The sequence below is a fragment of the Armatimonadota bacterium genome, assembly GCA_035527535.1.
Classification (GTDB): Bacteria; Armatimonadota; Hebobacteria.
Genome location: DATLAK010000074.1, coordinates 14,899 through 36,396, shown reverse-complemented (window position 1 = coordinate 36,396; position 21,498 = coordinate 14,899). Strand labels below are relative to the sequence as shown.

Annotated in this window: 20 protein-coding genes; 13 read left to right on the top strand and 7 right to left on the bottom strand. The window is 68.9% G+C overall.

The features are described 5' to 3' along the window. The 4 genes from VM221_05085 to VM221_05070 all read right to left on the bottom strand — a co-directional run. Positions 1 to 898: FecR domain-containing protein (locus VM221_05085; GenBank protein HUT74197.1), on the bottom strand; the 898-nt coding region annotated here is incomplete at its 3' end. A gap of 7 nt (positions 899 to 905) precedes the next feature. Then, positions 906 to 3,707, bottom strand: a complete 2,802-nt coding sequence (locus tag VM221_05080) for a CHASE2 domain-containing protein (GenBank protein HUT74196.1) — start codon at positions 3,705 to 3,707, stop codon at positions 906 to 908. A gap of 57 nt (positions 3,708 to 3,764) precedes the next feature. Continuing rightward, positions 3,765 to 4,217, bottom strand: coding sequence for a CBS domain-containing protein (locus tag VM221_05075; GenBank protein ID HUT74195.1), 453 nt, complete (start codon positions 4,215 to 4,217; stop codon positions 3,765 to 3,767). Between the two features lie 206 nt (positions 4,218 to 4,423). Next, a complete protein-coding gene (locus VM221_05070; GenBank protein HUT74194.1) occupies positions 4,424 to 4,684 on the bottom strand; it encodes a BON domain-containing protein in 261 nt (86 codons plus the stop codon). 152 nt (positions 4,685 to 4,836) lie between these two features. Between VM221_05070 and VM221_05065 the strand changes: the two genes are divergently transcribed. The 6 genes from VM221_05065 to VM221_05040 all read left to right on the top strand — a co-directional run bounded on the left by VM221_05065 (position 4,837) and on the right by VM221_05040 (position 13,265). After that, positions 4,837 to 5,973 carry an acetoin utilization protein AcuC gene (locus VM221_05065; GenBank protein HUT74193.1) on the top strand — a complete coding sequence of 379 codons (1,137 nt, stop codon included), beginning with the start codon at positions 4,837 to 4,839 and terminating at the stop codon, positions 5,971 to 5,973. 147 nt (positions 5,974 to 6,120) lie between these two features. Next, positions 6,121 to 8,523 (top strand): endonuclease MutS2, encoded by a 2,403-nt coding sequence (locus tag VM221_05060; GenBank protein ID HUT74192.1) that lies wholly within the window; start codon positions 6,121 to 6,123, stop codon positions 8,521 to 8,523. 166 nt (positions 8,524 to 8,689) lie between these two features. Further along, positions 8,690 to 9,616 (top strand): GGDEF domain-containing protein, encoded by a 927-nt coding sequence (locus tag VM221_05055; GenBank protein ID HUT74191.1) that lies wholly within the window; start codon positions 8,690 to 8,692, stop codon positions 9,614 to 9,616. Between the two features lie 216 nt (positions 9,617 to 9,832). Beyond that, entirely contained in the window at positions 9,833 to 10,327 is a 495-nt protein-coding gene (gene rfaE2 / locus VM221_05050; GenBank protein HUT74190.1) for a D-glycero-beta-D-manno-heptose 1-phosphate adenylyltransferase, read from the top strand. Positions 10,328 to 10,488: 161 nt separating this feature from the next. Then, on the top strand, positions 10,489 to 12,234 hold the full coding sequence (locus VM221_05045; GenBank protein ID HUT74189.1) for a hypothetical protein: 1,746 nt from the start codon (positions 10,489 to 10,491) through the stop codon (positions 12,232 to 12,234). A gap of 5 nt (positions 12,235 to 12,239) precedes the next feature. Continuing rightward, positions 12,240 to 13,265, top strand: coding sequence for a hypothetical protein (locus VM221_05040; protein ID HUT74188.1), 1,026 nt, complete (start codon positions 12,240 to 12,242; stop codon positions 13,263 to 13,265). An 89-nt stretch (positions 13,266 to 13,354) separates the two neighbouring features. Here VM221_05040 and VM221_05035 read toward each other — a convergent pair whose 3' ends face one another. The 3 genes from VM221_05035 to amrB all read right to left on the bottom strand — a co-directional run bounded on the left by VM221_05035 (position 13,355) and on the right by amrB (position 15,613). Continuing rightward, positions 13,355 to 13,855, bottom strand: a complete 501-nt coding sequence (locus VM221_05035; GenBank protein ID HUT74187.1) for a macro domain-containing protein — start codon at positions 13,853 to 13,855, stop codon at positions 13,355 to 13,357. A 112-nt stretch (positions 13,856 to 13,967) separates the two neighbouring features. Beyond that, entirely contained in the window at positions 13,968 to 14,471 is a 504-nt protein-coding gene (locus VM221_05030) for a CvpA family protein (GenBank protein HUT74186.1), read from the bottom strand. A gap of 257 nt (positions 14,472 to 14,728) precedes the next feature. Further along, positions 14,729 to 15,613 carry an AmmeMemoRadiSam system protein B gene (gene amrB / locus VM221_05025; GenBank protein HUT74185.1) on the bottom strand — a complete coding sequence of 295 codons (885 nt, stop codon included), beginning with the start codon at positions 15,611 to 15,613 and terminating at the stop codon, positions 14,729 to 14,731. Between the two features lie 409 nt (positions 15,614 to 16,022). Here amrB and VM221_05020 point away from each other — a divergent pair, with 409 nt between their 5' ends. From VM221_05020 to VM221_04990, 7 genes are all read left to right on the top strand, one after another. Further along, a complete protein-coding gene (locus VM221_05020; GenBank protein ID HUT74184.1) occupies positions 16,023 to 16,466 on the top strand; it encodes an NAD(P)H-dependent oxidoreductase in 444 nt (147 codons plus the stop codon). Between the two features lie 27 nt (positions 16,467 to 16,493). Then, positions 16,494 to 16,847, top strand: coding sequence for a hypothetical protein (locus tag VM221_05015; protein ID HUT74183.1), 354 nt, complete (start codon positions 16,494 to 16,496; stop codon positions 16,845 to 16,847). A 91-nt stretch (positions 16,848 to 16,938) separates the two neighbouring features. Further along, the gene (gene tsaE / locus VM221_05010) at positions 16,939 to 17,472 is read left to right on the top strand and encodes a tRNA (adenosine(37)-N6)-threonylcarbamoyltransferase complex ATPase subunit type 1 TsaE (protein ID HUT74182.1); all 534 of its coding nucleotides are present in this window, start codon (positions 16,939 to 16,941) and stop codon (positions 17,470 to 17,472) included. After that, the gene (gene tsaB, locus VM221_05005) at positions 17,469 to 18,161 is read left to right on the top strand and encodes a tRNA (adenosine(37)-N6)-threonylcarbamoyltransferase complex dimerization subunit type 1 TsaB (GenBank protein HUT74181.1); all 693 of its coding nucleotides are present in this window, start codon (positions 17,469 to 17,471) and stop codon (positions 18,159 to 18,161) included. The genes tsaE and tsaB overlap by 4 nt, the downstream gene beginning before the upstream one ends. Before the next feature lie 16 nt (positions 18,162 to 18,177). Further along, a complete protein-coding gene (rimI, locus tag VM221_05000) occupies positions 18,178 to 18,711 on the top strand; it encodes a ribosomal protein S18-alanine N-acetyltransferase (GenBank protein HUT74180.1) in 534 nt (177 codons plus the stop codon). After that, complete coding sequence (locus VM221_04995) at positions 18,708 to 19,280, top strand: DNA polymerase ligase N-terminal domain-containing protein (GenBank protein ID HUT74179.1); 573 nt, start codon at positions 18,708 to 18,710, stop codon at positions 19,278 to 19,280. Before rimI ends, VM221_04995 begins: the two co-directional genes overlap by 4 nt. A gap of 220 nt (positions 19,281 to 19,500) precedes the next feature. Then, positions 19,501 to 20,679, top strand: a complete 1,179-nt coding sequence (locus tag VM221_04990) for an RHS repeat-associated core domain-containing protein (protein HUT74178.1) — start codon at positions 19,501 to 19,503, stop codon at positions 20,677 to 20,679. Positions 20,680 to 21,498: the final 819 nt, after the last annotated feature.

Here is a 21,498-nt window from a genome sequence, read left to right as displayed (position 1 = left end):
TCGCAACGATCTCCCGTGTGGGATTGACGTACGTGACCTCGCGCTGAACGCTCGTCGTCAGATTGGCCAGGGTGGCAACGATGGTGACCACGTTCTGCCCTTCAACCAGGCGCGCGCGCCCACGGAACGTGCCCTTCCGGCCGACGCGCACGCGCTCGCCGTTGACGGCGACGGCGACGCCATCCTCGGTACGCCCGCGCACCGGGGCCAGCGCCATGGAGGTGGAGGTGCCGGCTGCCGGCTCCATCACCTCCAGCAGCGGCCCGGTGATGTCTCCCACCTCCTGCCAGCTCTGCTTTTCCGCCTCCGACATGCCCCGGAGGTCGAAACCACGCCGGCTGACGACGGCGCACCCGCCTGATTGCACATCGCGGGTGGCGCCGCTATCGCTGCCGCTGATCTCGACCTCGCCGCGGTAAACCTGCAGTTGCGTGGTGCCGTCGGGCGCGACCTTGACGTTGAACATCGTGCCGCGCACGGCGGCGACGATGGTCGGGGTTTCCACCTCGAACTTGGAGCCCGGCTCGAGCGCGCCACGGACGCGGATCCAGATCTCGCCGAGGTTGAGGCGAAACGACGAGCGGCGGGTATGCTTGGCCTTATTGAGCCGGCAGCGCTGGATGACGAATTCGCTGTCCGGCCCCAGCTCGACGCGGGAGCCGTCGGCCCAGTGCAGGCCGACGCGGGCGCCGGCGCCGGTGCGAATGCGCTCCCCCGCGCGCACCAACATGCCGATCTCCGCCGGGCGCGAGTCCCCCCCGCGCACCACCTGCACCGTCCCCGCGCGCTCATCCACCACCGCCAGCATCTCCACCACTACCACCGTCTGCGCCACTACTATCAGCATCAACAGCAGCAGCACGAAAGCGACGATGAGGATGACGGCGGATCTGTACATGCCAAGCCTAGTCGCCGCCCGGCGATGGGGCGACCCCCTCCGGTTCTTCTCCTACCCGGCTCACGGGCAGCACAAACGAGAATTCCGAGCCCTTGCCCGGGCCGTCGCTGCGCGCCCAGACGCGCCCGCCGTGAGCTTCCACCAGCCCCTTGGTGAGATAGAGCCCCAGGCCGGTGCCGCGGATGCGTTTGGAGGCATCGCTCTCGATGCGCTGATAGCGCTGGAACAGCAGCCCCATCTGCGCCTCGGTCATCCCCAGCCCCTCGTCCGCCACCGATATCAGCACCCGGCCGTCGTCCTGCGGCCGGCCGCTGATGCGGACCTGACCACCTCCGGGGGAGTACTTGATGGCGTTGGAGATGATGTTGGTCAAGACCTGCTCGATGCGGTCGGCGTCGGCGTCGATGACAGGGAAGGCGGGCGGGAAATCCACCTCGAAACTATGCTCAGCCGCGGTGGCCGCGTTCAGCTTCACCATTCGCTCCACCATCGCCGGCATGTCCACCCGCCCCCAGTTCATGGGCAGTGCCCGCCCCGCCTCGATGCGGGAGGCGTCGAGCAGCTCGTTGATCATGCTCAACAGCCGGTGGCATTCGGTCTCGATGATCTCGAGGAACTCCGCCCGCGTCTCGGCGTCGAAGTGCCCCTCGGCGTCGGCGCGCAAGGTCTGCGCGAACCCCTGGATGGAGGTCAAGGGGGTGCGCAGCTCGTGCGACACCAGGGACACGAACTCCGTCTTCATGTCCGACAGCTCCTGCAGCAAGGTGACGTCGCTGAGCACCGTCACCACTCCCACCGACCGCCCCTGGTCGCCGGCGATGACATCGGCGCTCGCGCTCAGCACCAGCCGCTTCGGCTCCTCGATCACCACTTGCCCGCTCGCGAGACGCCCGGGCTCGGCGCGCGCGGCCTCGATCACCTCCTGCAGGCCCGCGATCGCGAAATGCCGCGCCAAGGGCTGCCCCTCGACCTCGCGCCGGCCCACTCTGAACATGCGCTGCGCCGCCGGGTTGACATAGAGGACGCGCCCCTGCATGTCGGTCATGATGACCCCGTCCGCCATGTTCTCCAGCAGCGCCTCTACCCGGTCCTTCTCCAGGCGGAGCTGCGAGTTAGCGCGCACCAGCTCGCGGTCGGCGAGCTCGATCTTGCCCTCGAGCTTCTCGTAGAGCTCGACGTTTTCCAGCGCCACCGCCGCCTCCTGCGACAGCGCGTTGAGCAACTCCAGATCGCGCTCCCCGAAGGGCTCCCGGCTGGGCTCGCGCACCACCTGGACGACGCCCATCACCCGGTCGTGCTGCCGCAGGGGGATCAAGGCAACCGGTCCCACCATGAAGTCCGCCGCCCGCGCCACCTCGCGCGAGAGGACGAGATCGCCGCTCGCATCCGCCACCAGCGGTACCCCCTCGCGCCCCACCCGCCCCAGCGCTCCCGCGCCCAGGGGCACTCGCGCCGTGCGCTCGCTGCCCACCAGCACCAGCTCGTCGGCATCGGCGTCGAGCAAGTAGATGTCGGTCCGGCGCGCGCCTGCAAGCTGGGTTATCTCCTCGCGGACGGCGTCCAGCACCGGCCGGCGAGAGGTGCTGGCGGCGATCATGCGCGTCGCCAGCGCCAAGGCGCCGAGGCTCGACTCCAGGCGAATCTTCTCCCGGTCGCTCGCGCGGTGGCCGTGCGCGGCAACCACCAGTCCAACCATCGCTGCTGTGAGCGCGGGGGTTACCGCATTCGTCCACAGCCCCGCCGTCCGGAACAGGTAGGCGCTCACCGCGACCACTCCCAGGCCCGTCGCCGCCCCCGCGATCATGGCTCCCCCGGGGCGCAGGCGCGGCAGCGCCAGCCCCAGCGCGATCGCGATCCCCAGCGCCACTAGGGCGTTGCCGAGGCTCCCCAGCGGACGGATGAAGTCCCCGCTCAGGATGGTACGCAGGACGTGCGCGTTGATCTCCACCCCCGGGCACGCCGGCGCCAGCGGCGTCGGTCGCGTGTCGGACAGCCCCGTGGCGCTGAAGCCGACGAAGACGACCCGGTTGCGGAAGAGCTCCAACGGTACCTTGCCCTCCAGCACGTCGGCATAGCGTACCACCGGGAAATGCCGATAGCCGCCCCCGTAAGAGATAAGCATTTCGCGCGCACGGTTGAGGGGAAGCGACCGGTCTCGCAGGCGTAGATCGCGCCCGCCGGACGAGAAGCGCGGCTCGCTCGGCGCGTCCAGAAGGTCGGCGGCAACTCGCAGCATCAGGGAGGGGAAAGGCTGACCCGCGTGCTCCACTACCATCGGCGCGCCGCGCACGACGCCGTCGCGCTCGGGGAAGACATTGACCGCGCCCAACCCCGCGGCGGCGGAGGCGATCTGCGCCGGCGGCGCGCGCAGCTCCGACATGCGCACGCCGTAACGCCCCACCCGCAGCGGCCGCCTACCCTCCACGAAGCACACGGCGAGATAGACATTCCGCGCCGCGCGCAGCGCCCGCGCGAACTCCTCCGACCCCGCCCGGGGCTGGCCGAAGAACAGCAGGTCGAACACGATCGCCCGGGGGTGGCCCTCGGTCAGGCGGCGGACGAGCTGCGCATGATGGGACATCGGCCACGGCCATGGTCCCAGGCGCTCCGGGTCGAGGCACGCGTCGTCCACCATCACGATGATGATGTCGTGCTGCGGGTCGTCGGAGGTGCGGGCGGCTAGCTGGAGGTCGTATGCCCGCCATTCGAGGCCGCTCAAGGCGCCGCGCAGGGAGAGCGCCGCCATCGCCAGACCGATACCGAACGCCCACGCCAGAGCTGACCGATGTGTGGCCGACCGTGGCATCATTTGCTTCCGCCGCGGCTGCGGGGCCGTCCGCTCGTGGGCGGCCCCGCCCCCATCCGCCTACCCGGCCGCCGCGAGGTTACGAACGATGTCCCCGCGGGTGACGATGCCGACGACACGCTCGCCATCGGTTATCACCACGCGGTTGATGTTGCGCTCGGTCATCAGCGTCGCCAATTGCTCCAGCGACGCGCTGGGCGACGCCGTGATCACTTTCTCGGTCATGATGTCGGCCGCGGTCGCCGCCAGCATCTTGCGCACTTCCCGCTCGTAGTGCGCCGGGTTCTCCAGGAATATTATCCCCTCGAGGAATGGGATGTAACGCGGAAAATGCGGCCGCGCCGCCCGCACCACCAGGTCCGCCTCGCTGACGATGCCTTGCAGCTTTCCCTCGGCGTCAACCACCGGCGCGCCCCCGATGTGGTGCGCCGACAGCAGCTTGGCGATCTCCGACACCGGCGTGTCCGGGGCAACGGTGACGACGTCCTTGGTCATCAGCTCGCGTGCTTCCATGGTCAACCCTCGCATGCCCGCCGGGGCGCGGTGCCCGGGCCGCTGCCCCGTCTCCGCACTCCATCATTGGGCGCGACTTCGGTGAAGTCCTTGTGCTGAACGAAGTGGCTAGGGCCGACGAGTCGGCCCGCCACGGCGGCCCATCGGGCCTAGCCGCCGAAGAGGCGCTTATCTCGCGCCCATTCATCGTTGACCCGCGCAGGCGGCTATCTTCCCTCGCCCTCGCGGAAGAGCTCGCGGGTGGTGTGATGGTCGGGCTTGATCTGCAGGCGATTGCGGACGAAGGCCACGCTTTCCACCTTGCCCGCTACGCCCGCCGCAGCCGCGCGCAGCTCGGCGGTGGCTACAGCGCCGTCGAGGAAAACGACGCCGTTGACATACTTCACGGACAGATCGAGCCCGGCAGTGGTCTCGTCCTCGTCCAGCGCCTTGCGGACTTCGTGTTCGACATGTCCGGCCTCGGTCATGGTTCCCTCCGGTCGCCCCCCCGGCGTTGGCTGGTATCCGATCGGCCACATTATAGCCCATAACCCCGGCCTGCACAACGACCCTCAGCTCCCTCAGCGCTTCGCCTTGACGCTGCTTGTGAGCGGCGGCTATACTGGCCCCCGGTGATGTGATGAAACGTGCGACCCTGATTCACAGCCCCAAGCTCTCCGGTTACAGCATAGGCGCCGGCCACCCCCTGCGCCCCGAGCGCCTCGAGCTGACCTTCGATTTGCTTCAGGCATACGGAGTCGTGCCCTCTCCCCCCGACATCAATTGGGACGAGCCGAGCCTGCCCGACAAGCGCGACCTGCTGACGGTACACTCGAACGAATACATCGAGGTCGTCCGCGCGCTGGGGGAAGGGAAGCGCGTTGATCTGCCGCGGCGTTACGGTCTCGACACCCCGGACAACCCGCTCTTCCCCGGGATGTACGAAGCCTCGGCGCTGTGCGTCGGCGGCTCGCTGCTGGCCGCAGACCTCGTGCTCGACGGCAAGAGCGCGGTGGCGTTCAATATCGGCGGGGGGCTGCATCACGCCCATCGCAACCGCGCCGCGGGATTCTGCGTGTTCAACGATCCCGCCATCGCCATCGCTCATGTCCTCGAGCGCACCGACGGCGACGCCAGAGTCGCCTACCTTGACATAGACGCCCACCACGGCGACGGCGTGCAGGAGGCGTTCTACGACTCCAACCGCGTGCTGACCATCTCGCTGCACGAGACGGGGCGCTACCTGTTCCCGCATACGGGAGAGGTGGAGGAGATGGGAGCGCAGGAGGGTGTGGGCTGCTCGGTCAATGTGCCGCTGGCGCCGTACACCGACGACGAGACCTACACCTGGGCCGTCCGCGAAATCGTGCCGCCGCTGGTGGCCGCCTTCGCCCCCGACTTCGTGGTGAGCCAGCTCGGCGCGGATTCGCACTATCGCGACCCGCTGACGCATCTCGCGCTCACCACCCGCGGCTTCACCGAAGTGGTGGCGATGATCCGCGACCTGCCGGGCAAATGGATCGCGGTTGGCGGCGGCGGATATGACCTGCAGGTGGTGCCGCGCGCGTGGAGCCTGGCGTTCGGGGTCATGGCCGGCGTGGAGTTGCCTGATGAGATCCCGGCTGCGCTGGCCGCGCGCTATCCCGACAGCGACGGCCGCCTGCACGACACCGACGTTCCGCAGTTCGAGGACGACCTTCGCGCCGAGGTCAGAGCCATGGCCGAGGACTCGGTGGCCCAGGTCAAGCGCCTTATCTTCCCCCGGCATGGGCTTTAGGTCTCCCCCACCCCCTGCGGTCTTCGTTCGCGCTTCTCTCGCCGCCGCCACCTGCGGCCCAGGGGCACCCGCGTTTCTGTCCGCCCGGCGCAAACCGCGGCGGGGATAACCCTCGGCGGCGGCGAAATGAGCAGGCGGGACTGAGGGATGGACGCGCGGACGCTGCGAGTTCTGGAGTTTGACCGCATCCGGGAGATGATAGCCGGGCACGCCGCCTCGGCGCTGGGGAAGGAACGCGCCCGGGCGCTGCAGCCGGCGACGCGGTTGGAGGTCGCCCGCACCTGGCAGCAGGAGACGACCGAGGCGCGCGCCCTGGCCGAGAGCGACGGTTCGCCGCCGCTGGGGGGCGTGCGCGATGTCCGCGAGGCGCTGCGCGGTGCCGCCAAGTCCCAGGTGCTGGAACCGGGGGTGCTCCTCGACATCGCGGGCACCGCCTTCGCGGCGCGGCGGCTGCGAGCTCACTTGCTGGGGCGCGAGGCGGCAGCGCCCGCGCTTGCCGCCCACGCGCGTGCCCTTGGCGACTTCCGGAGCCTGGAGGACGAGATCGGGCGCTGCATAGACTCTCGCGCCGAGGTGCGCGATGACGCCAGTGACGAGCTGGCGCGCCTGCGCCAGCGGGCGCGTTCCCTGCGCGCGACGCTGGAGCAGCGCCTGCAGCGCATGCTGCGCAGCCCCCAGTACCAGCGCATGATCCAAGACCCGCTGATGACGACGCGCTCCGGCCGTTACTGCATTCCCGTCCGCAGCGAGTTCCGCAGCGAGTTCCGCGGCATCATCCACGGCACCTCCGCCAGCGGCGCCACCGTCTTCATGGAGCCGCTGGCGCTGGTGGAGCTTGGCAACGACCTCGCCCAGGCGCGCGAGGAAGAGGAACGCGAGCTGCGGCGCATCCTCGCCGGCCTCAGCGCCATGGTGGGAGCGGCCGCGCCCCGACTGGGGGCGACCTTGGAGGTGTTGGGCACGCTCGATCTCATTTTCGCGCGCGCCGCCCTCAGCCAGGCGCAGGGCTGCGTGGAGCCGCAGCTCAACGCCGACAGAGTAGTTGACCTCCTCGCCGCGCGCCACCCCCTGCTCGCCGGGGAGGTGGTGCCGATTGACATCAGCGTCGGCGAGGGCTTCACCGCGCTCGTCATCACCGGCCCCAACACCGGCGGCAAGACGGTGAGCCTCAAGACCGTGGGTCTGCTGACGCTGATGGCGCAGTCCGGGCTGCACGTGCCGGCGAAGCAGGGGAGCCGCCTGGCGGTGTTCGCCCAGGTTTTCGCCGACATCGGCGACGAGCAGAGCATCCAGCAGAGCCTCTCGACCTTCTCCTCGCACATGGCGCAGATCGTCGCCGTCATGCGGCAGGTGCCCGCGGCGGCGAATGCGCTGGTGCTCTTGGATGAGATCGGCGCCGGCACCGACCCGGCGGAGGGCTCGGCGCTGGCCAAGGCGGTGCTGACGGAGCTGCTCGTGCGCGGCGCGCGCACGGTGGTGACCACTCACTATGGGGAGCTCAAGGCGTTCGCCTATGCCCAGCCCGGCATTGAGAACGCCAGCGTCGAGTTCGACCCGGAGACGCTGATGCCCACGTATCACCTGCGCCTCGGTTTGCCCGGCAGCAGCAACGCCTTCGCCATCGCGGGGCGGCTGGGGCTGCCGCCGGACCTCGTCGCCGGCGCCCGCGCCAGACTCGGCCAGACGCAAACGGTGATGGAGGACGCCATCCGGGGCATCGAGGAGGCGCAGCGGCGCCTGCAGGCCGAGCGCGCCGCCGCCGAGCGCGAGCGGCGCGAGATGCAGGGGCTGCGGGAGGACCTGGAGCGCCGCCTGCGCGAGCTGGAATCCAAGCGCCAAGAGGTGCTGCGGGAGGCTCGGCGCGAGGCCTCGCAGGTGCTCAACGAGACGCGCCGGCAGGCGGCTGAGATCATCGAGCGCCTGCAGCAGGAGGCCCGCCGCAAGCCGACGCGCGCCACCGCCGACCGTACCGCGCACACTGCCCAGACCGAGCTTGCCCGCGCCGGCGAGCGGGTCGAGCAGGCCCTGCCCGTCCCTGCGGTACCGCCCACCGCGCCCCCCCTGGCGCCGGAGCCGACACGCCCGGTCACCTCCATCCGCCCCGGCGATGCGGTATTCGTACGCACGGTCGGACAGCGGGGCACGGCGCTGGGCATGGCGGACGAGGAGGGCATGGCGGAGGTGCAGGTGGGGATCCTCAAGCTCCGCGTGCGATTGGAGGACTTGCGGCAGGTCCCGGATGCGCTGGTTGAGCTAACCCCACATCTGGAGAAGGCTCGCGCCGTGCCGCCGGAGATTCACCTGCGGGGGATGCGGGTGGCGGAGGCGCTGGAGGTGTTGGAGAAGTACCTCGACGACGCGGTGCTGGCGGGGCTGAACGAGGTGCGCATCGTGCATGGCATGGGCACCTTCGCGGTGCGCAACGCCGCCCGCGAGCTACTGAGCAAGCATCCCCTGGTGCGCGGCTATCGCCCGGCGCGGCGCGAGGAAGGCGCCGCCGGCGTCACCGTGGCGGAGCTTCTCCCCCCCGGCGCAGACCAGCCCGGATAACTGGCGGCCTTGTCCGAGGACCGGACATTGCCGCGCATTCGCCGGGCCTACGCGCCACCATGCAGGCGGCCCGTTGTGGAATCACCTCCATGGCGGTTGCGCACGACGCAGCAGCGCGACCGTTACGTTCGCCAAGCACGGTTCCGACGGAGGCTTCGCATTCTCTATGGACGTCAAATGCGACTACCAGCGATTGCTCGCGCGCGCCCTCTCGGGCGATGACCAGGAGCAAGCCGGCAACGATGCCGCGGTCCTCGGCCGCCGGCTGGCGGAGAACGAGATCGGCCCCGCGGATGTCGCGCGCATCCACGCCGCGGCCCTGGATAAGCACCTCGCCGGCCAGGCGTCAGATCAGCGCGCCTTGGCCTTGCTGCAGGCGAGCCGGCTGCTCGCCGAGGTCATGCTGTGGCGCGGGCTGTCCGCCGGTTTGCTGCGGCACAAGCAGTGGGCGGACGCGGAGCTGCGCGAGGTGGGGCGCCCGCTTCCGCTTCCCCCTGCGGGGTCGCAGGCGGAGGAGATGCCGCCCTTTCGCCATCCGCTCGCCGAGGCGACCGCGTTCCTCGAGCGCGTCGCGGTCACCGACCCCCTCACCGGCATCTACAACGCTCGCCATTTTCATGTCGCGATCGAGGCGCAGGTGCAGGCGGCCGGAGAGTCGGGGAGCCTGCTGTCGCTGATCCTGCTGGATGTGGACGCCCTCAGTCGTCACAACGAGGTCTATGGGCGGCGCCACGGCGACGAGGTGCTGATTACGATGGCGCGCCTGCTCATGGAGACTACGCGACGCAGCGATTTCGTGGCCCGCTGCGGCGGCGACGAGTTTGCCATCATCCTCCCCCACTGCACCACCCGTCACGCCATCGCCCTGGCCGAGCGTATCCGCGCGGTCGTACAAGAGCACGGTTTTCCCGACTGCCTGACTGCCAGCCTCGGCGTCGCCACCTTCCCGGCGGACGCGGCCAGCGATCGCGAGCTGGTCAACGTCACCCAGCAGGCGTGCTACCTGGCGCAGCGGCTGGGCGGCAATACCGTCTGCACCGCCCTCGTCGCCGAGGCGGAGGGCATCCCGGCGCCGGAGGCCGAGGCCGCATGAATGTACGGGCGCATGGCCATGCGCCCGTACAGGGCTTTCCCCCGCTGCGTCGAACGCTACGCTGTATCGTAGGGGCGGTTCGCGAATGGCTAGGCGGCTAGGTCTGCTCTGCAGACCGCCGTGGCGGGCCGATTCGTCGGCCCTAGCCACGTATGGCCGCGGCGGCGGCGCTGACGAGTCGGAGCCTGGCCGCCCCTGCCGCGGGAGAAGCCTCCGGTGTCACTGCGCGACAAGATCGTATCTCGCGAGCAGGCGGCGCAGATCGCCGCCGACCTGCGCGCGCAGGGCAAGCGCATCGCCTTCACCAACGGCTGCTTCGACCTGCTGCACGCCGGCCACGCGCTGTACCTGGAGCAGGCGCGGGCGCTCGGCGACTTCCTTATCGTCGGCCTCAACAGCGACCGCTCGGTGACCGCGCTCAAGGGGCCGGCGCGCCCCATCGTCAGCGAGACGGAACGCGCTCAGACCCTGGCGGCGCTCGCCAGTGTGGACCTGGTGGTCATCTTCCCCGAGGCGACCTCGGAGGTGCTGGTGCGCCTGCTGCGCCCCGAGGTCTTCGTCAAGGGCGGCGACTACACCAAGGCGACCATGAACCAGGAGGAGAGGAACCTGGTCGAATCCTACGGCGGCGAGGTGCATCTTATCCCGCCGCTGCCCGAGAGCTCCACCACCCGCCTCATCGAACGCATCCTCGCCGCGCACGGGCGGTGAGGGCGGAGCGAGACGATTCGCGGATCACTCAGATTGCGCACAGGAACCCGAACCTAGGGGCGACCGCTTTGGCAGTGGCGACAGGTCAATACAAGCCGGCGCGTCGCGCTTACGGGCTGGGACTCTGAAGGCCGCTGGGGCGCGGGCCGAGGGAGGGTGCGATGCGCAGGTATGCGTGCGTCACATGGATCTCGCTGATCGTTGTCATCGCGGCGGCGGCATTCCTGATTCTTGTTCCCATTGCGCACCTGCGCAGGGAATCCCTGATATTTGAGGGCGGCGAGCGTGCCCGCCGCAAGGATAAGGCGCTGATCGAGCGGCAAGCCCGCCAGCGACCGAGTGACGCGCAGGCCTGGCTGGCGCTGGCCCTGCGCACAAGCTGGGCCGCGACCGATTCCGTGCGGGTGAACGAGGACGCCTTTTCGCGCGTCTTCAAGCTCAGCCCCGAGTGGGCCGCCCCCCACCTGATGCTCGGAGCGATGCTCGCGACTCGGGTGCCGCTCGGCCGCTATGACGAGTTAGCCGGCGTGTACCCGGAACGAGCCGCACTGGCGAGGCCGTGGGCTAAGCCGCTGACGCCTGAGCAGCGCCGCGTCATCGCGAAGGCGCCAGACGCTTTGCGCCAGGCGCGGTCGCTGGACCCCAACAATGCCGCCCCGGACTACCTCCTCGCATACCTGGCGCTGGCGGAGCATCGCGACGGCCACGCGACCGCGTTCCTCAGCGCGGCGCTCACCAAGAACCATTGGGGCTTAGGCCAGCGCGAGGCTCAGATCGCGCTGTATGAGGCGTACGCTCGGGCGTTGCCCGGACTGTCGGCAACGGTAGAGGCCGACTTGATGTCCTACCGGGCGCTTGGCGCCAGCCGAGCCTTCCGCGAACTGGCGTGGTTGCTGACCGCCATGGCGGTCGAGGCGCAGCGGCGGGGAGAAGTCGAGCGCGCCGTGTTCCTGCGGAGGTGCGTGCTGCACCTGGGCCGGCTTCTGATGGCGGAGGGCTACACCGCAACGGACGCGATGCTCGGCTCCGCCCTCTGGAGCATCGGGGCCTCTGACGCGCTGACGCCCGCCGAGCTGGCAGCAGTTGAGGCCAAGCTGGGCCCGTCCGGACCTGACCTGACGGACCGCGAGCGGTCGCGTCGAGCCCGGCTCTTGCGGCGTGCTCGGCAGGCCAAGCTGGAAGTCTATCTGCGCGACCATGGCCGCCCCGACATGGCGGAGGAGATCGCGTCAGCGCGTCCCACGCTGGAGAAGTGGCGCCAGGAGCTGTCTGCGGCGATCAAGCGCGAAAACAGCTTCTTCGTCTGGTATACGGCTTTGGCCCGATTGGCTGATGCACTCACCTTCGTGCTCGCCGCTGGGGGGTGGCTGGCGCTGGGCGGCGTTGCCTACCTGTTCGCATGGGCAACCCGAGCATGGTCGCGCTCAGCGCGCTGGGCGACGCAGATACGGGGGCTGGCGATTGGCTTTGTCCTTGTGGCGGCGGCGTTCCTGGGCGGCGCACTATCGAGCGAGAGGCCGGCGTATCTGCGGGTGATCTCGGAGTCGGACTGGCCGGCGTTCGCGGCGGGAGCGGGCTTGCCACTGTTGGCAGTGATCATGGTCGTAGTCGGGTGGCTGCGGCGCCGCAAGCGCGCACGGGAGCAGCTGCCGGAGTTCTTCGCGCAGTGCACAGGCGCCCTGGCGGTCGTACTGCTCGTCGTGAGCGCCGGGTCGGTGGTCTATGCCAGCGCCTTGTGGCTGCCTTACAGGACCGCGACCACACGCTATATTCAGGAGCGGAAGAAGATCACGTACCAAGGCGAACTCGCCTACCTTGGCCTCGAGCCGCCGACCGCAGCGGTTGAGGGAATCCGCGATGGGCGCGGCGAAGGAACCGCAGGGGGCGGGATTTCGTCGAAGCGGTGAGGAGGATGTCTGCCATGTGGCGCGTGGTGATAGCAGTGATGCTGGCCGCCGCGACGGCGCTGGCGGTGGCCGGCTGTGGTGGCGGCGGAGACGCGGTGCCCGGGGCGGTGTCGGGGCTGATCGGCCCGGCGGGCGGACGGCTGGAGACGGGCGGCATCGTGGTTGACGTGCCGCTGTGGGCAGTGCCGGCGGCGGTGGAGTTCCTGGTCGCGCCGCTGGGCGCGGCCCAGCTCCCCACGCCCCCCAACGGACTGGCGGTGATGGCAGCGGGGCAGTTCGAGGTCTCGGGGGTCACGCAGTTCGCGTTCCCGGTGAGCATCACGTTCCCGCTGAGCGCGCGCCTGCCCGCGGGACGGACGCTGACGCTGTGGGAACATGACGGCGGTTGGGGTGACAGCTTGTTTGACGCCGTGGTCGCCGGCGACCGGCGCAGCGCCGAGGCGCAGGTCAGCCACTTCACCATCTACGCCGTTCTCGCCGACTACGCGCCGCTGAAGGTGGGCGCGACGTGGACTTATCATCGCATCGTGCAGATGACCCCGGACGGCGGGGTGCCCAACCCGCCGCAGGAGTCCACCATCACCGCGACCATCACCGGCACCGAGCAGTTGGGCGGGCTGGACACCTTTGTCTGGAGTGAGAGCGATCCGTCGAATACCAAGCTCTACCTGCACCGCGGCGCGACCGAGCTGACGCTGGCGGGCATCCAAGAGCCGGGGCAGGCGCTCGAGGTGCTGCCGACGCCGGCGAAGCTGCTGATGCTGCCGCCGGCGGCGGGGCAGACGTGGCAGGTGGCGTCGCTGCTGGACGCGGCCGCGCAGGCGACGGTGACGGCGGAGACGGTCACCGTGGGCGCGGTCGAGTACGACGCGATGAAGGTGCACATCGCTCCGTCGCCGCCGGCGGGGGGCTACCTCGACCTGTGGTTCGCGCCCGAGGTCGGCCCCGTCAAGTGGAGGCAGGCGGCGGTGGATCCCGGCGTGAGCACGACCGTGGTCGAGATGGACTTGCAGCCGCACTCCTTCCCGTGACGAACGAGGTGAAGCGCAGCGCCGGCGTCATCGCCGCCCGGCGGCTGACTTGCTGCGGCGCCCGCCGGCGCCCGCCGGGGACGGCCGTTCTATTGCTCGAGCTCGCGCTCGAACGCATCGTAGGCTTCGCGGTCGAAGAGGGAGAAGGTGATGCGGCGCACCGAGGTCTTATCCGCCAGGTGCCGGCGCGCCTCCTCGATCATGATGCGGGCGGCCTCGGTCAGGGGAAAGCCGCCGACGCCGGTGCCGAGCGCGGGCAGGGCGACCGAGGCGATGCCGAACTCGCGGGCGCGCCGCAGAGCCGAGCGCGTCGCGCGGCGCACCTTAACGGCGTCGGTCTGCAGGTCCTGCCCCATGACGGCGGCGTGAATGACGTAGTGCGCGGGCAACGACCCCGCGCCCGTGACCACCGACTCACCGATCTCCACCGGTCCCTGGCGCACGGCCTCTTGTTCGATCTCCACGCCGCCCTTGCGCTTGATCGCGCCCGCCACCCCGCCGCCCATCCACAAGTGGTCGTTCGCGGCGTTGACGATGGCGTCAACCTCCAGCGCCGTGATGTCGCCCTGGAACAGTGTGATCTCGCCCATTCGTCATCCGCCGCAGCCGGCCATCGCGACGCTCCGAGCGCAAGGCCAAGAGCACACCGCCCGGCCTCCACGACTCATATCCAATGGCCCGAGGCCGGCCGGTGCATGGCGGCTATGATCGCCGCTCGGGTTCCCCGGCGTAGCGCAGCCAGGTCATGGCCTGATGATAGCCTTCGAAGTAGATGAGCTGTCGCACCGCCGGACGCTTGCGTGCGACGGTGCCCCAACTCGTGGCGTCAGTGGCGGGATTGGCGGTCAGGATGACGACCAGCACCAGGTGCGCCACCGCCACCCCCGATGCGAATCCGAGCACCGCCCCCACTACCGAATCGAAGGACTCCAGGGTCAGCAGCACCTGGTTCTGGAAGAGCTCCGCCAGCACCAGCAGCGACACGGCGCAGATGACGAACATGACCGCGGTTGCCAGCGCTTGGTTGTTGTCCCCCGCCGGGAGAATGGCCGCGGCGCGCGCGAGCCTGGGCCCGACCAGCCTGGCCAGTCCGACCGCGCCCAACACCGCCATCAGGTCCAGCAGGGTCGAGCCGAATTGGCGTCTGCTCTGGGCGACGGCCGCGCCGAGGATGATCGTCACCACCAGCAGATCGAGCCAGATCATAGGTCACCCCGAATGTACGCCAAGATGACATAGAGCCTATCCTAGAATTCACACTCCACGGGCATGTTCCGAACCCTTCGCGTGCCGTCATTCCGAGCGCAGCGAGGAATCTGCCCCCGCTCAGGGCAAGCTCCGTGAGGAATCTCGGTTCGGAACGAGATCCCTCGCTGCCGCTCGGGATGACAGTCAGCCGGTTTTTCGGATAGGCTCATAGGTGGTGAGGGCCAGCCCCACCACGCCGCCAGGCCTGACCGCAGTCATGGCAGCTCCACCGCGAAGCTGGCCGCGCCGTAGCCGACCACCTCGCGCTTGTCGCCGGTGATGTCGCCCGAGGTGTAGTATGTCAGCAGCCGGCCCGCTGCCGCGCCCATGGCGCTGACGCAGTAGATCATGGTCGCCACCGCGAGCACGCCGCACATGGTCACGCCGCGCGCATCCACGGCGCGCAGCATCCCCGGCGCATCGAGTGCGAGTGCGCGCGCCAGCACCGGCCGGTCCTTCTCCGTCGCTACGTCGTGGGGTTCGAAATGAGTCAAGTCGCTGCTGGCGATGACCAGGCCGCGGCGCCCGCGCAGGGCCTCGGCGAGGGCCTGCCCCAGTTGCTCCAGGCGCAGGGCCTTGGCGGCGCCCTCGGCGGTGGCGCTGACCGTGCGCAGGGCGATAGGGACGATGGGCACGCCGTCGCCCAAGAGATACTGCAAGAAGGGAAGCTGCACCTCGAGCGCGTGCTCGAAGCGATGGGCGGCATCATCAACACGGGCCACGGGGCACTCGGCCAGGATGCGCTCGGTCGCGCGCAGGTCCACCGCCACGTCACCCAGCGGCGTGCTCCAGGCGGCGTCCCCCGACAGAGCCACCGCCTGGCCCATGCCGGTGTGGTTAGGCCCCACCAAGACGATGACCTCGGGCGCCCCGCCGCCCGCCAGCTCTTTGTAGCTCCAGGCCGCCGCGGGGCCGGAATACTGCAGCCCCGCATGCGGGCACAGCAAGCCGCGCACCAGACCCTGGCCCTGGGGATCAACGGCCGGCACCGAGCGCGGGCCGAGATGGTGGCAGAAGCACTCCTCCAACTCCGCGCGCAGTGCGTGCGGATCGTTGCGATAGAAGGTGCCCGCCACCGCGGGCCGTCGAATGGAGCCCATGTCGCCTCCCCCGAAACGCCGCGTGCTCCCCCCAACCAGAGTATTCATTATAGCATAGCGGGCGCGCTGTGGGGGCACTGCAGGCTCCGGGGGCGACCTCGAAAAGCGGGGATCGCCCTGGGCGCGCCCCGAGGAGTCGGGGCGCGGATGTAGGGGCAAGGCATGCCTTGCCCCTACGAGGTCGCGCGCGGGTGTGCGCCCCGTCATCCCCACCAATACAAGGTCACACCCCCCGGAGGGGTCTGTTCGCGGAAAGTGGGGCTCGGTTCGCCAAGCGCGTAGGGGCGCACGGCGTGCGCAAGGCCGTCGTCGGTGCGCCCAGGCGGTGCGGGCGCGAGTCGCCTTGGCGTAACAGGGATAGGGTGGGTCTGGGGCGAATCAATGCGCCGGTTACACAGGAGGTGTGGCGATGGCAAAGATCCTGGTTGTCTATCACTCGCTGTCCGGCAACACCAAGGCCATGGCCGAGGCGGTCGCGGACGGTGCGCGGGCGGTCGCAGGAGCCGAAGTGTCGGTCAAGACGGGGCTGGAGGCGACGGTCGAGGACCTGCTCGATTGCGATGGGCTGGCCGTCGGTTCGCCCGATTACTTCAGCTACATGGCGGGCGGGCTCAAGGATTTCTTCGATCGCACCTATTACCCGTCACAGGGCAAGGTCAGCGGTCGGCCGTGCGCCTGCTTCGCGAGCGCGGGCGGACCGCCGACGGTCGTGCTCGAGCTCCTGGAGCGGATGTGCAAGGCCTTCAAGCTTGAGCCGGTGGGCGCCGTTGGCTGCAGCGGCAGGCCCTCGCCGGACATCGAGCAAGAGTGCCGCGCGCTGGGCCGCAAGCTGGCGGAGGCGGCGTCGGCATAGCGGCGTCGGGGAGATCGCGGAGACACGATGGTTCCTCTGGTGGAAGGGATACTGGGGCTGCTGGTGTGGCTGCGGCGGGCGGTGGTCGCCGCCGTGTTCGCGTTTGTGGTGGTGATGGTATGGCTGGCGGTACGGCGCGGCGGGCGCAGAGGGCTGGAGCTGGCGATGCTGATGCTGGGCGCGGCGGTGCTGTCGTTCTCCGTCGCCGTCTTCGCCGCGCGTCCGCCCCTGGGCGAAGGCGTGGCGGTGGCGCTGACGCTGCTATCGGCACTGCTGGTGGTGGGCGCGGTGGTCGCGACCGTGTGGTATGGTCTGCGGCGCCGCAAAGCGCCCCCGGCGATCGAGCACACCCGCCCGCCGTGGGAAGACGGGGGGTGGTGACGGGCGCCACCACCTTCCCGGCGGCGCCGGGACTCGGCGCGGGCGCGAGGTCGCAGCCGGCGCCCGCGATCACGGCTGGCAGGTGATCCCGTTGCGTATTGACCGCGATGGCGAGATGCGCCTGGTCGTCGCCACCGACGACGAGGAGGACACGCGCGCCCTGGCGACGCGGCTCGCCGCCGAGTTCGCGGGTGGAGAAGTCCTGGCCCTGCGCGGCAACCTGGGGGCGGGCAAGACCGTCTTCGTCCAGGGCCTCGCCTGCGGACTGGGGGCGCGCGAACCGGTGACCAGCCCCAGCTTCGTCATCGCTCACCAGTACCGGGGACGCCTGCTGCTGCACCACGTTGACCTCTATCGCCTCAACCCCGAGCAGGCCGCCGACCTCGGCCTCGAGGACCTGATCGCTCCCGACAGCGTGGTCGCCATCGAATGGGCGGAACGCCTGCCCGCGCATCTGCGCCGCCGGGTATCCCTCGACATCGCCCTCGACTTCGGCGGCGGCGAACGCGCGCGCCGGATTCGCGTGGCGGTGATTGCGCCCGCGGCCGCCGACGCCCTGCGCCGCGTCGCGGCGGGCTTGGCCGCGGGTCCAGCGGCCGCGACCAACGGGGAGCGCGAGCGGTGATTCTGGCCATCGAAACCGCTACCGATATCGCCGGCGCGGCGCTGCTCGACGGCGACACGCTGCGCGCCGGGTTCTTCTTTGGCGCGCGCCGCGACGTCTGTCAGCGCCTGCTGCCCGACATCAAGGCGATGCTGGCGCGCACGGGAGCGGGCGTGGAAGCGCTCGCGGCTGTCGCCGTCGGGCGCGGCCCGGGCTCCTTTACCGGCATCCGTATCGGCGTCGCCGCCGCCAAGGGGCTGGCGCTGGCGCGGGAGCTGCCCCTCTTCGGCATCTCGACGCTGGCGGCCTGCGCCTATCCCGCGCGGGGGGCCGGCGGCCTGGCGTGCGCCCTCATTCCCGCCTACGGCGACGAGCTCTACGCCGGCATCTTCCGCGCCGACCAGGAGCTGACACCGCTGGAGGAGCGCGTCTTCCCCGCGCTCGAACTGATGGCCCACCTCTCGCGGCTCGGGCAACCTGTAACCTTCGCGCCTGTGCACCCGCGACTGCGGGCACTCCTGCCCCTGCATGATCTGGCGGTCGGGCACCGCTTCCTGCCACACGAACCCACCTGGCACCTCGCCTCGTGGGTGGGATGCCTGGCGCGGGCGCGCCTCGCGGCCGGAGAAGTGGGGGAAGGCATGGGCCTTGCGCCCGTGTACCTGCGACCGTCGCAGGCGGAAATGCAAGCGCAGCGACCGGCGACCTAGGATTCGAAACCTCAACGTGGCGGCCATCAACAACCAGTGCTTTCCGGGCCGGGCCGAGCAGTTAGCCGTCGTCCCCATGACGCGCGAAGACATCGAGCGCGTGACCGCCATCGAGCGCGAATCCTTTCCCACCGTGTGGCGGCGCGACGCCTACGAGCGCGAGCTGCTCAACGTCAACGCGCGCTACCTTGTGGCGAAGCTGGGCGACCAGGTCGTGGGCTACGCGGGGATGTGGGCGATCATGGACGAGGCGCATATCACGACCCTGGCGGTGGCGGCCGACTGTCGGCGGCGCGGTATCGGCGAGCGGCTGCTGGTGGCGCTGTTGGAGGCGGCCGAGGACGCGGGCGCCAAGGTGGTGACGCTGGAGGTGCGCGAGTCCAACGCCGTCGCCCGGCGCATGTACGAGAAGTACGGGTTCGAGGCGGTGGCCTATATGCGCACCTACTACCACGACACCGGCGAGGACGCGGTGGTGATGTGGCTCAACCCGCTGCGCCTGCTGTCGAGCCCAGGGCCGCCGAACGAGGCCCCCGGGAGCGGTCCATGAGCCTCGACCCATACCAGGGCAAACGCGACTTCCGCCAGACCCCCGAGCCCAAGGGCGCGCCCCGGCCCCGACGGCGTCGGGGCCAACCGCGCTTCGTCGTGCATAAGCACGCCGCCAGCCGGCTGCACTATGACTTGCGCCTGGAGATGGGAGGCGTGCTCAAGAGCTGGGCGGTGCCCAAAGGCCCGAGCGTGGATCCGGCCGACAAGCGCCTGGCGGTGATGGTCGAGGACCACCCGCTCGAATACGCGGATTTCGAGGGCGCCATCCCCGCCGGTGAGTACGGCGCCGGCACGGTCATCATCTGGGATGAGGGCAGCTACCAGGTGGTGGGCGATGACGCCCTCGCGGCGCTGGCCGGGGGCGAGCTGAAGGTCCAGCTCGCCGGGCGGAAGCTCCGGGGCGGGTGGGTGCTGGTGCGCACGAAGTGGCGGGGCGAGGACCGCAACTGGCTGCTGATCAAGGAAAAGGACGACCACGCCCGCCCCGGCGAGGATATCCTCGTGCAGCAGGCCAACTCCGCCCGCTCCGGCCGCACGCTGGAGGAGATCGCGGCCCCTGGTGAATGAGGCGCGCCGGTCCTTGCCATCGGGGGAGTGACCACGCCCCGCGATGCGACGCCCTGGGACTTAGGCCGCTCGGCTCCCACATGACAAGGGCGAAGGCAGGTCGAAAAGGACCGGCGCAGAAGATGGCGCTGAAGGAGCACATACAGCTATCTGTGGGCAACCGCGCAACGATGACAGACCCCGACGGCGGGTTGACCACGTATTCCTAGACAGCCGGAATATGCTATCATGGCTGGTGAACCCGTTCGCCGAACGCACGACCTGGCTCTATGACGCCCTGGGGCGGGTGACCACCATGACTCATGGGAACCTGAGCGTGGCCGAGCACGATTACGACGCCGGCGGAACCACCCAGGTGGCCTACACCCTCGAACCGGGGGGCGGAGTTTACCCTGAGCGCAGCGAATGGGGGAACCTCATCTCCCAACGCCGGGCCGGCGCGACGGCCTGGCACCTCTACGACGCCCTCGGCTCGACCGAGCGGCTCACCGATGCCGACCAGGCGGCGCTTGCCACCTACCTCAACACCGCCTTCGGCGTGCCGCGGGTCGCCACCGGCGACCATCCCAACCGCCTGCGCTGGATCGGCCGCATGGGCTACTGGACCATCGAGCAGGGCGGCCTCCATCATGTGCGTGCGCGGTGCTATGACTCGTCATCGGGTAGGTTCATATCGGAGGATCCTGCGCGCGACGAATCCCATTGGTACCGATATGTAAGGAACAATCCATGCAATGGGGCGGATCCTGCTGGGCTATGGCACCTTGTCAAGGTTCATCGTAACATGACGATCAAGTGGGCGAACGATACAAAGGCGTGGCGCGGCGGTGATTTCTTCGTACGTCCGACGGGTATTGAAGCCCAGACCATGGGCGAGGCATCCATGACAATCGACATAATCTATCCACCCATCCCCACTGGTCAGAAGGGAGCGTGGGAGATAAACCTTGGCTGGCATTTCGACTTCCCCAAAGGAAGCGGGAGTCGCAAGAGGCACATCGACGAGCAATTCAATAGGGCCGTGTGGTATGGCAGTGAGCCGCACTGCCTCCTGTCGGCCGCTTGTCTGGGTTACGCGCTTCACCCCTTGCAGGACATTCAGTCCCATATGGATGTTACTCCGCTGGAGCACATTGATGAGGCCAACAACAAGTTTATCGACGATCCGGACAGGATACGTGGGTACCTATGGGAACGCCGTGACGCAAGGCTGGGAGGTGTCTACAGAGTCCTAACTGAGAACCAGATGAAATGGCTAAACGACGGTACGCTCCTGGTTAGAGTATGGTTGTGGAATGAAGAACCTTATCGCATAGAGAGGACCGAAAGCAATACCCAAGCCATGATCGAGAAGTGGCTCATGCATACTTGTTGCGGGGAGAGGGTACCGCGGCACTAAACGCCGACGGCAGAGAGGTGTAACAGGTGACCAATTGCGGTGAAGTCCGGTTAGGCTCGCTCTACGCACTAGCTTCTGTGCTCCATTCGCACGCGGGAGCACTCCTCATAGTGGGATTGCTTGCCGCGATCCCAGGCTGCGGGAAGGGTTCGCTTTCAAAGGCGGCAAAATGGGCTCCGATTCGCGTTGATGACCCGGGCATTCATGGAACTCCAGAGTCCTACTCAGACCTTGAGTTTGTGGATCCCTCGCACGGATGGGTGGCGCGCTTAGCCCTCGAACGACCTTCCGGCGTCCTCTATACTGCAGATGGCGGAAGAATGTGGGTTGACCAACAAGCCAGATGCATACAGTTGGACTTTGTCGATCAGAGAATCGGCTGGGCCAAAGGACATGGGGGTGCCGTGGCAAGAACGGCTGATGCGGGCGCATCGTGGACTTGGAACACCGCGAACGAGCGCCTGCTGGACATTGCGGCTGTCTCGGAGAAAGAAGCCTGGGCGATTGGGCAGAACGGGCTGCTCCATACTCGGGATGGCGGGGCATCATGGAAAGTGGTATCCCTGCCGCGGGTCGCAGCGACGGCGAGCCACCTGATGGCGCTGATGGCGATTTGCTGCCTTGGTGCGAATGACTGCTGGGTTATCGGGTGTGTTATTCCCGATGATCTCCGCATATTTGTATTCAGAACGCAAGACGGCGGCAAGACATTCGAGGTGGCACGGGTCCCCCAAGTGACCATCGCTAACCTTTCACCTCACCGGATCCAATTCCGGAACCTGCGCGAAGGATGGGCAGCCATCGGTGGGCCGGGACTGC

What these genes read in the sequence shown, in the direction of transcription:
- VM221_05080 (HUT74196.1), bottom strand. Translation starts at nt 3,707, where the DNA reads ATGATGCCACGGTCGGCCACACATCGGTCAGCTCTGGCGTGGGCGTTC.
- VM221_05075 (HUT74195.1), bottom strand. Translation starts at nt 4,217, where the DNA reads ATGGAAGCACGCGAGCTGATGACCAAGGACGTCGTCACCGTTGCCCCG.
- VM221_05070 (HUT74194.1), bottom strand. Translation starts at nt 4,684, where the DNA reads ATGACCGAGGCCGGACATGTCGAACACGAAGTCCGCAAGGCGCTGGAC.
- VM221_05065 (HUT74193.1), top strand. Translation starts at nt 4,837, where the DNA reads ATGAAACGTGCGACCCTGATTCACAGCCCCAAGCTCTCCGGTTACAGC.
- VM221_05060 (HUT74192.1), top strand. Translation starts at nt 6,121, where the DNA reads ATGGACGCGCGGACGCTGCGAGTTCTGGAGTTTGACCGCATCCGGGAG.
- VM221_05055 (HUT74191.1), top strand. Translation starts at nt 8,690, where the DNA reads ATGGACGTCAAATGCGACTACCAGCGATTGCTCGCGCGCGCCCTCTCG.
- VM221_05045 (HUT74189.1), top strand. Translation starts at nt 10,489, where the DNA reads ATGCGCAGGTATGCGTGCGTCACATGGATCTCGCTGATCGTTGTCATC.
- VM221_05040 (HUT74188.1), top strand. Translation starts at nt 12,240, where the DNA reads ATGTCTGCCATGTGGCGCGTGGTGATAGCAGTGATGCTGGCCGCCGCG.
- VM221_05035 (HUT74187.1), bottom strand. Translation starts at nt 13,855, where the DNA reads ATGGGCGAGATCACACTGTTCCAGGGCGACATCACGGCGCTGGAGGTT.
- VM221_05030 (HUT74186.1), bottom strand. Translation starts at nt 14,471, where the DNA reads ATGATCTGGCTCGATCTGCTGGTGGTGACGATCATCCTCGGCGCGGCC.
- amrB (HUT74185.1), bottom strand. Translation starts at nt 15,613, where the DNA reads ATGGGCTCCATTCGACGGCCCGCGGTGGCGGGCACCTTCTATCGCAAC.
- VM221_05020 (HUT74184.1), top strand. Translation starts at nt 16,023, where the DNA reads ATGGCAAAGATCCTGGTTGTCTATCACTCGCTGTCCGGCAACACCAAG.
- VM221_05015 (HUT74183.1), top strand. Translation starts at nt 16,494, where the DNA reads ATGGTTCCTCTGGTGGAAGGGATACTGGGGCTGCTGGTGTGGCTGCGG.
- VM221_04995 (HUT74179.1), top strand. Translation starts at nt 18,708, where the DNA reads ATGAGCCTCGACCCATACCAGGGCAAACGCGACTTCCGCCAGACCCCC.
- VM221_04990 (HUT74178.1), top strand. Translation starts at nt 19,501, where the DNA reads ATGCTATCATGGCTGGTGAACCCGTTCGCCGAACGCACGACCTGGCTC.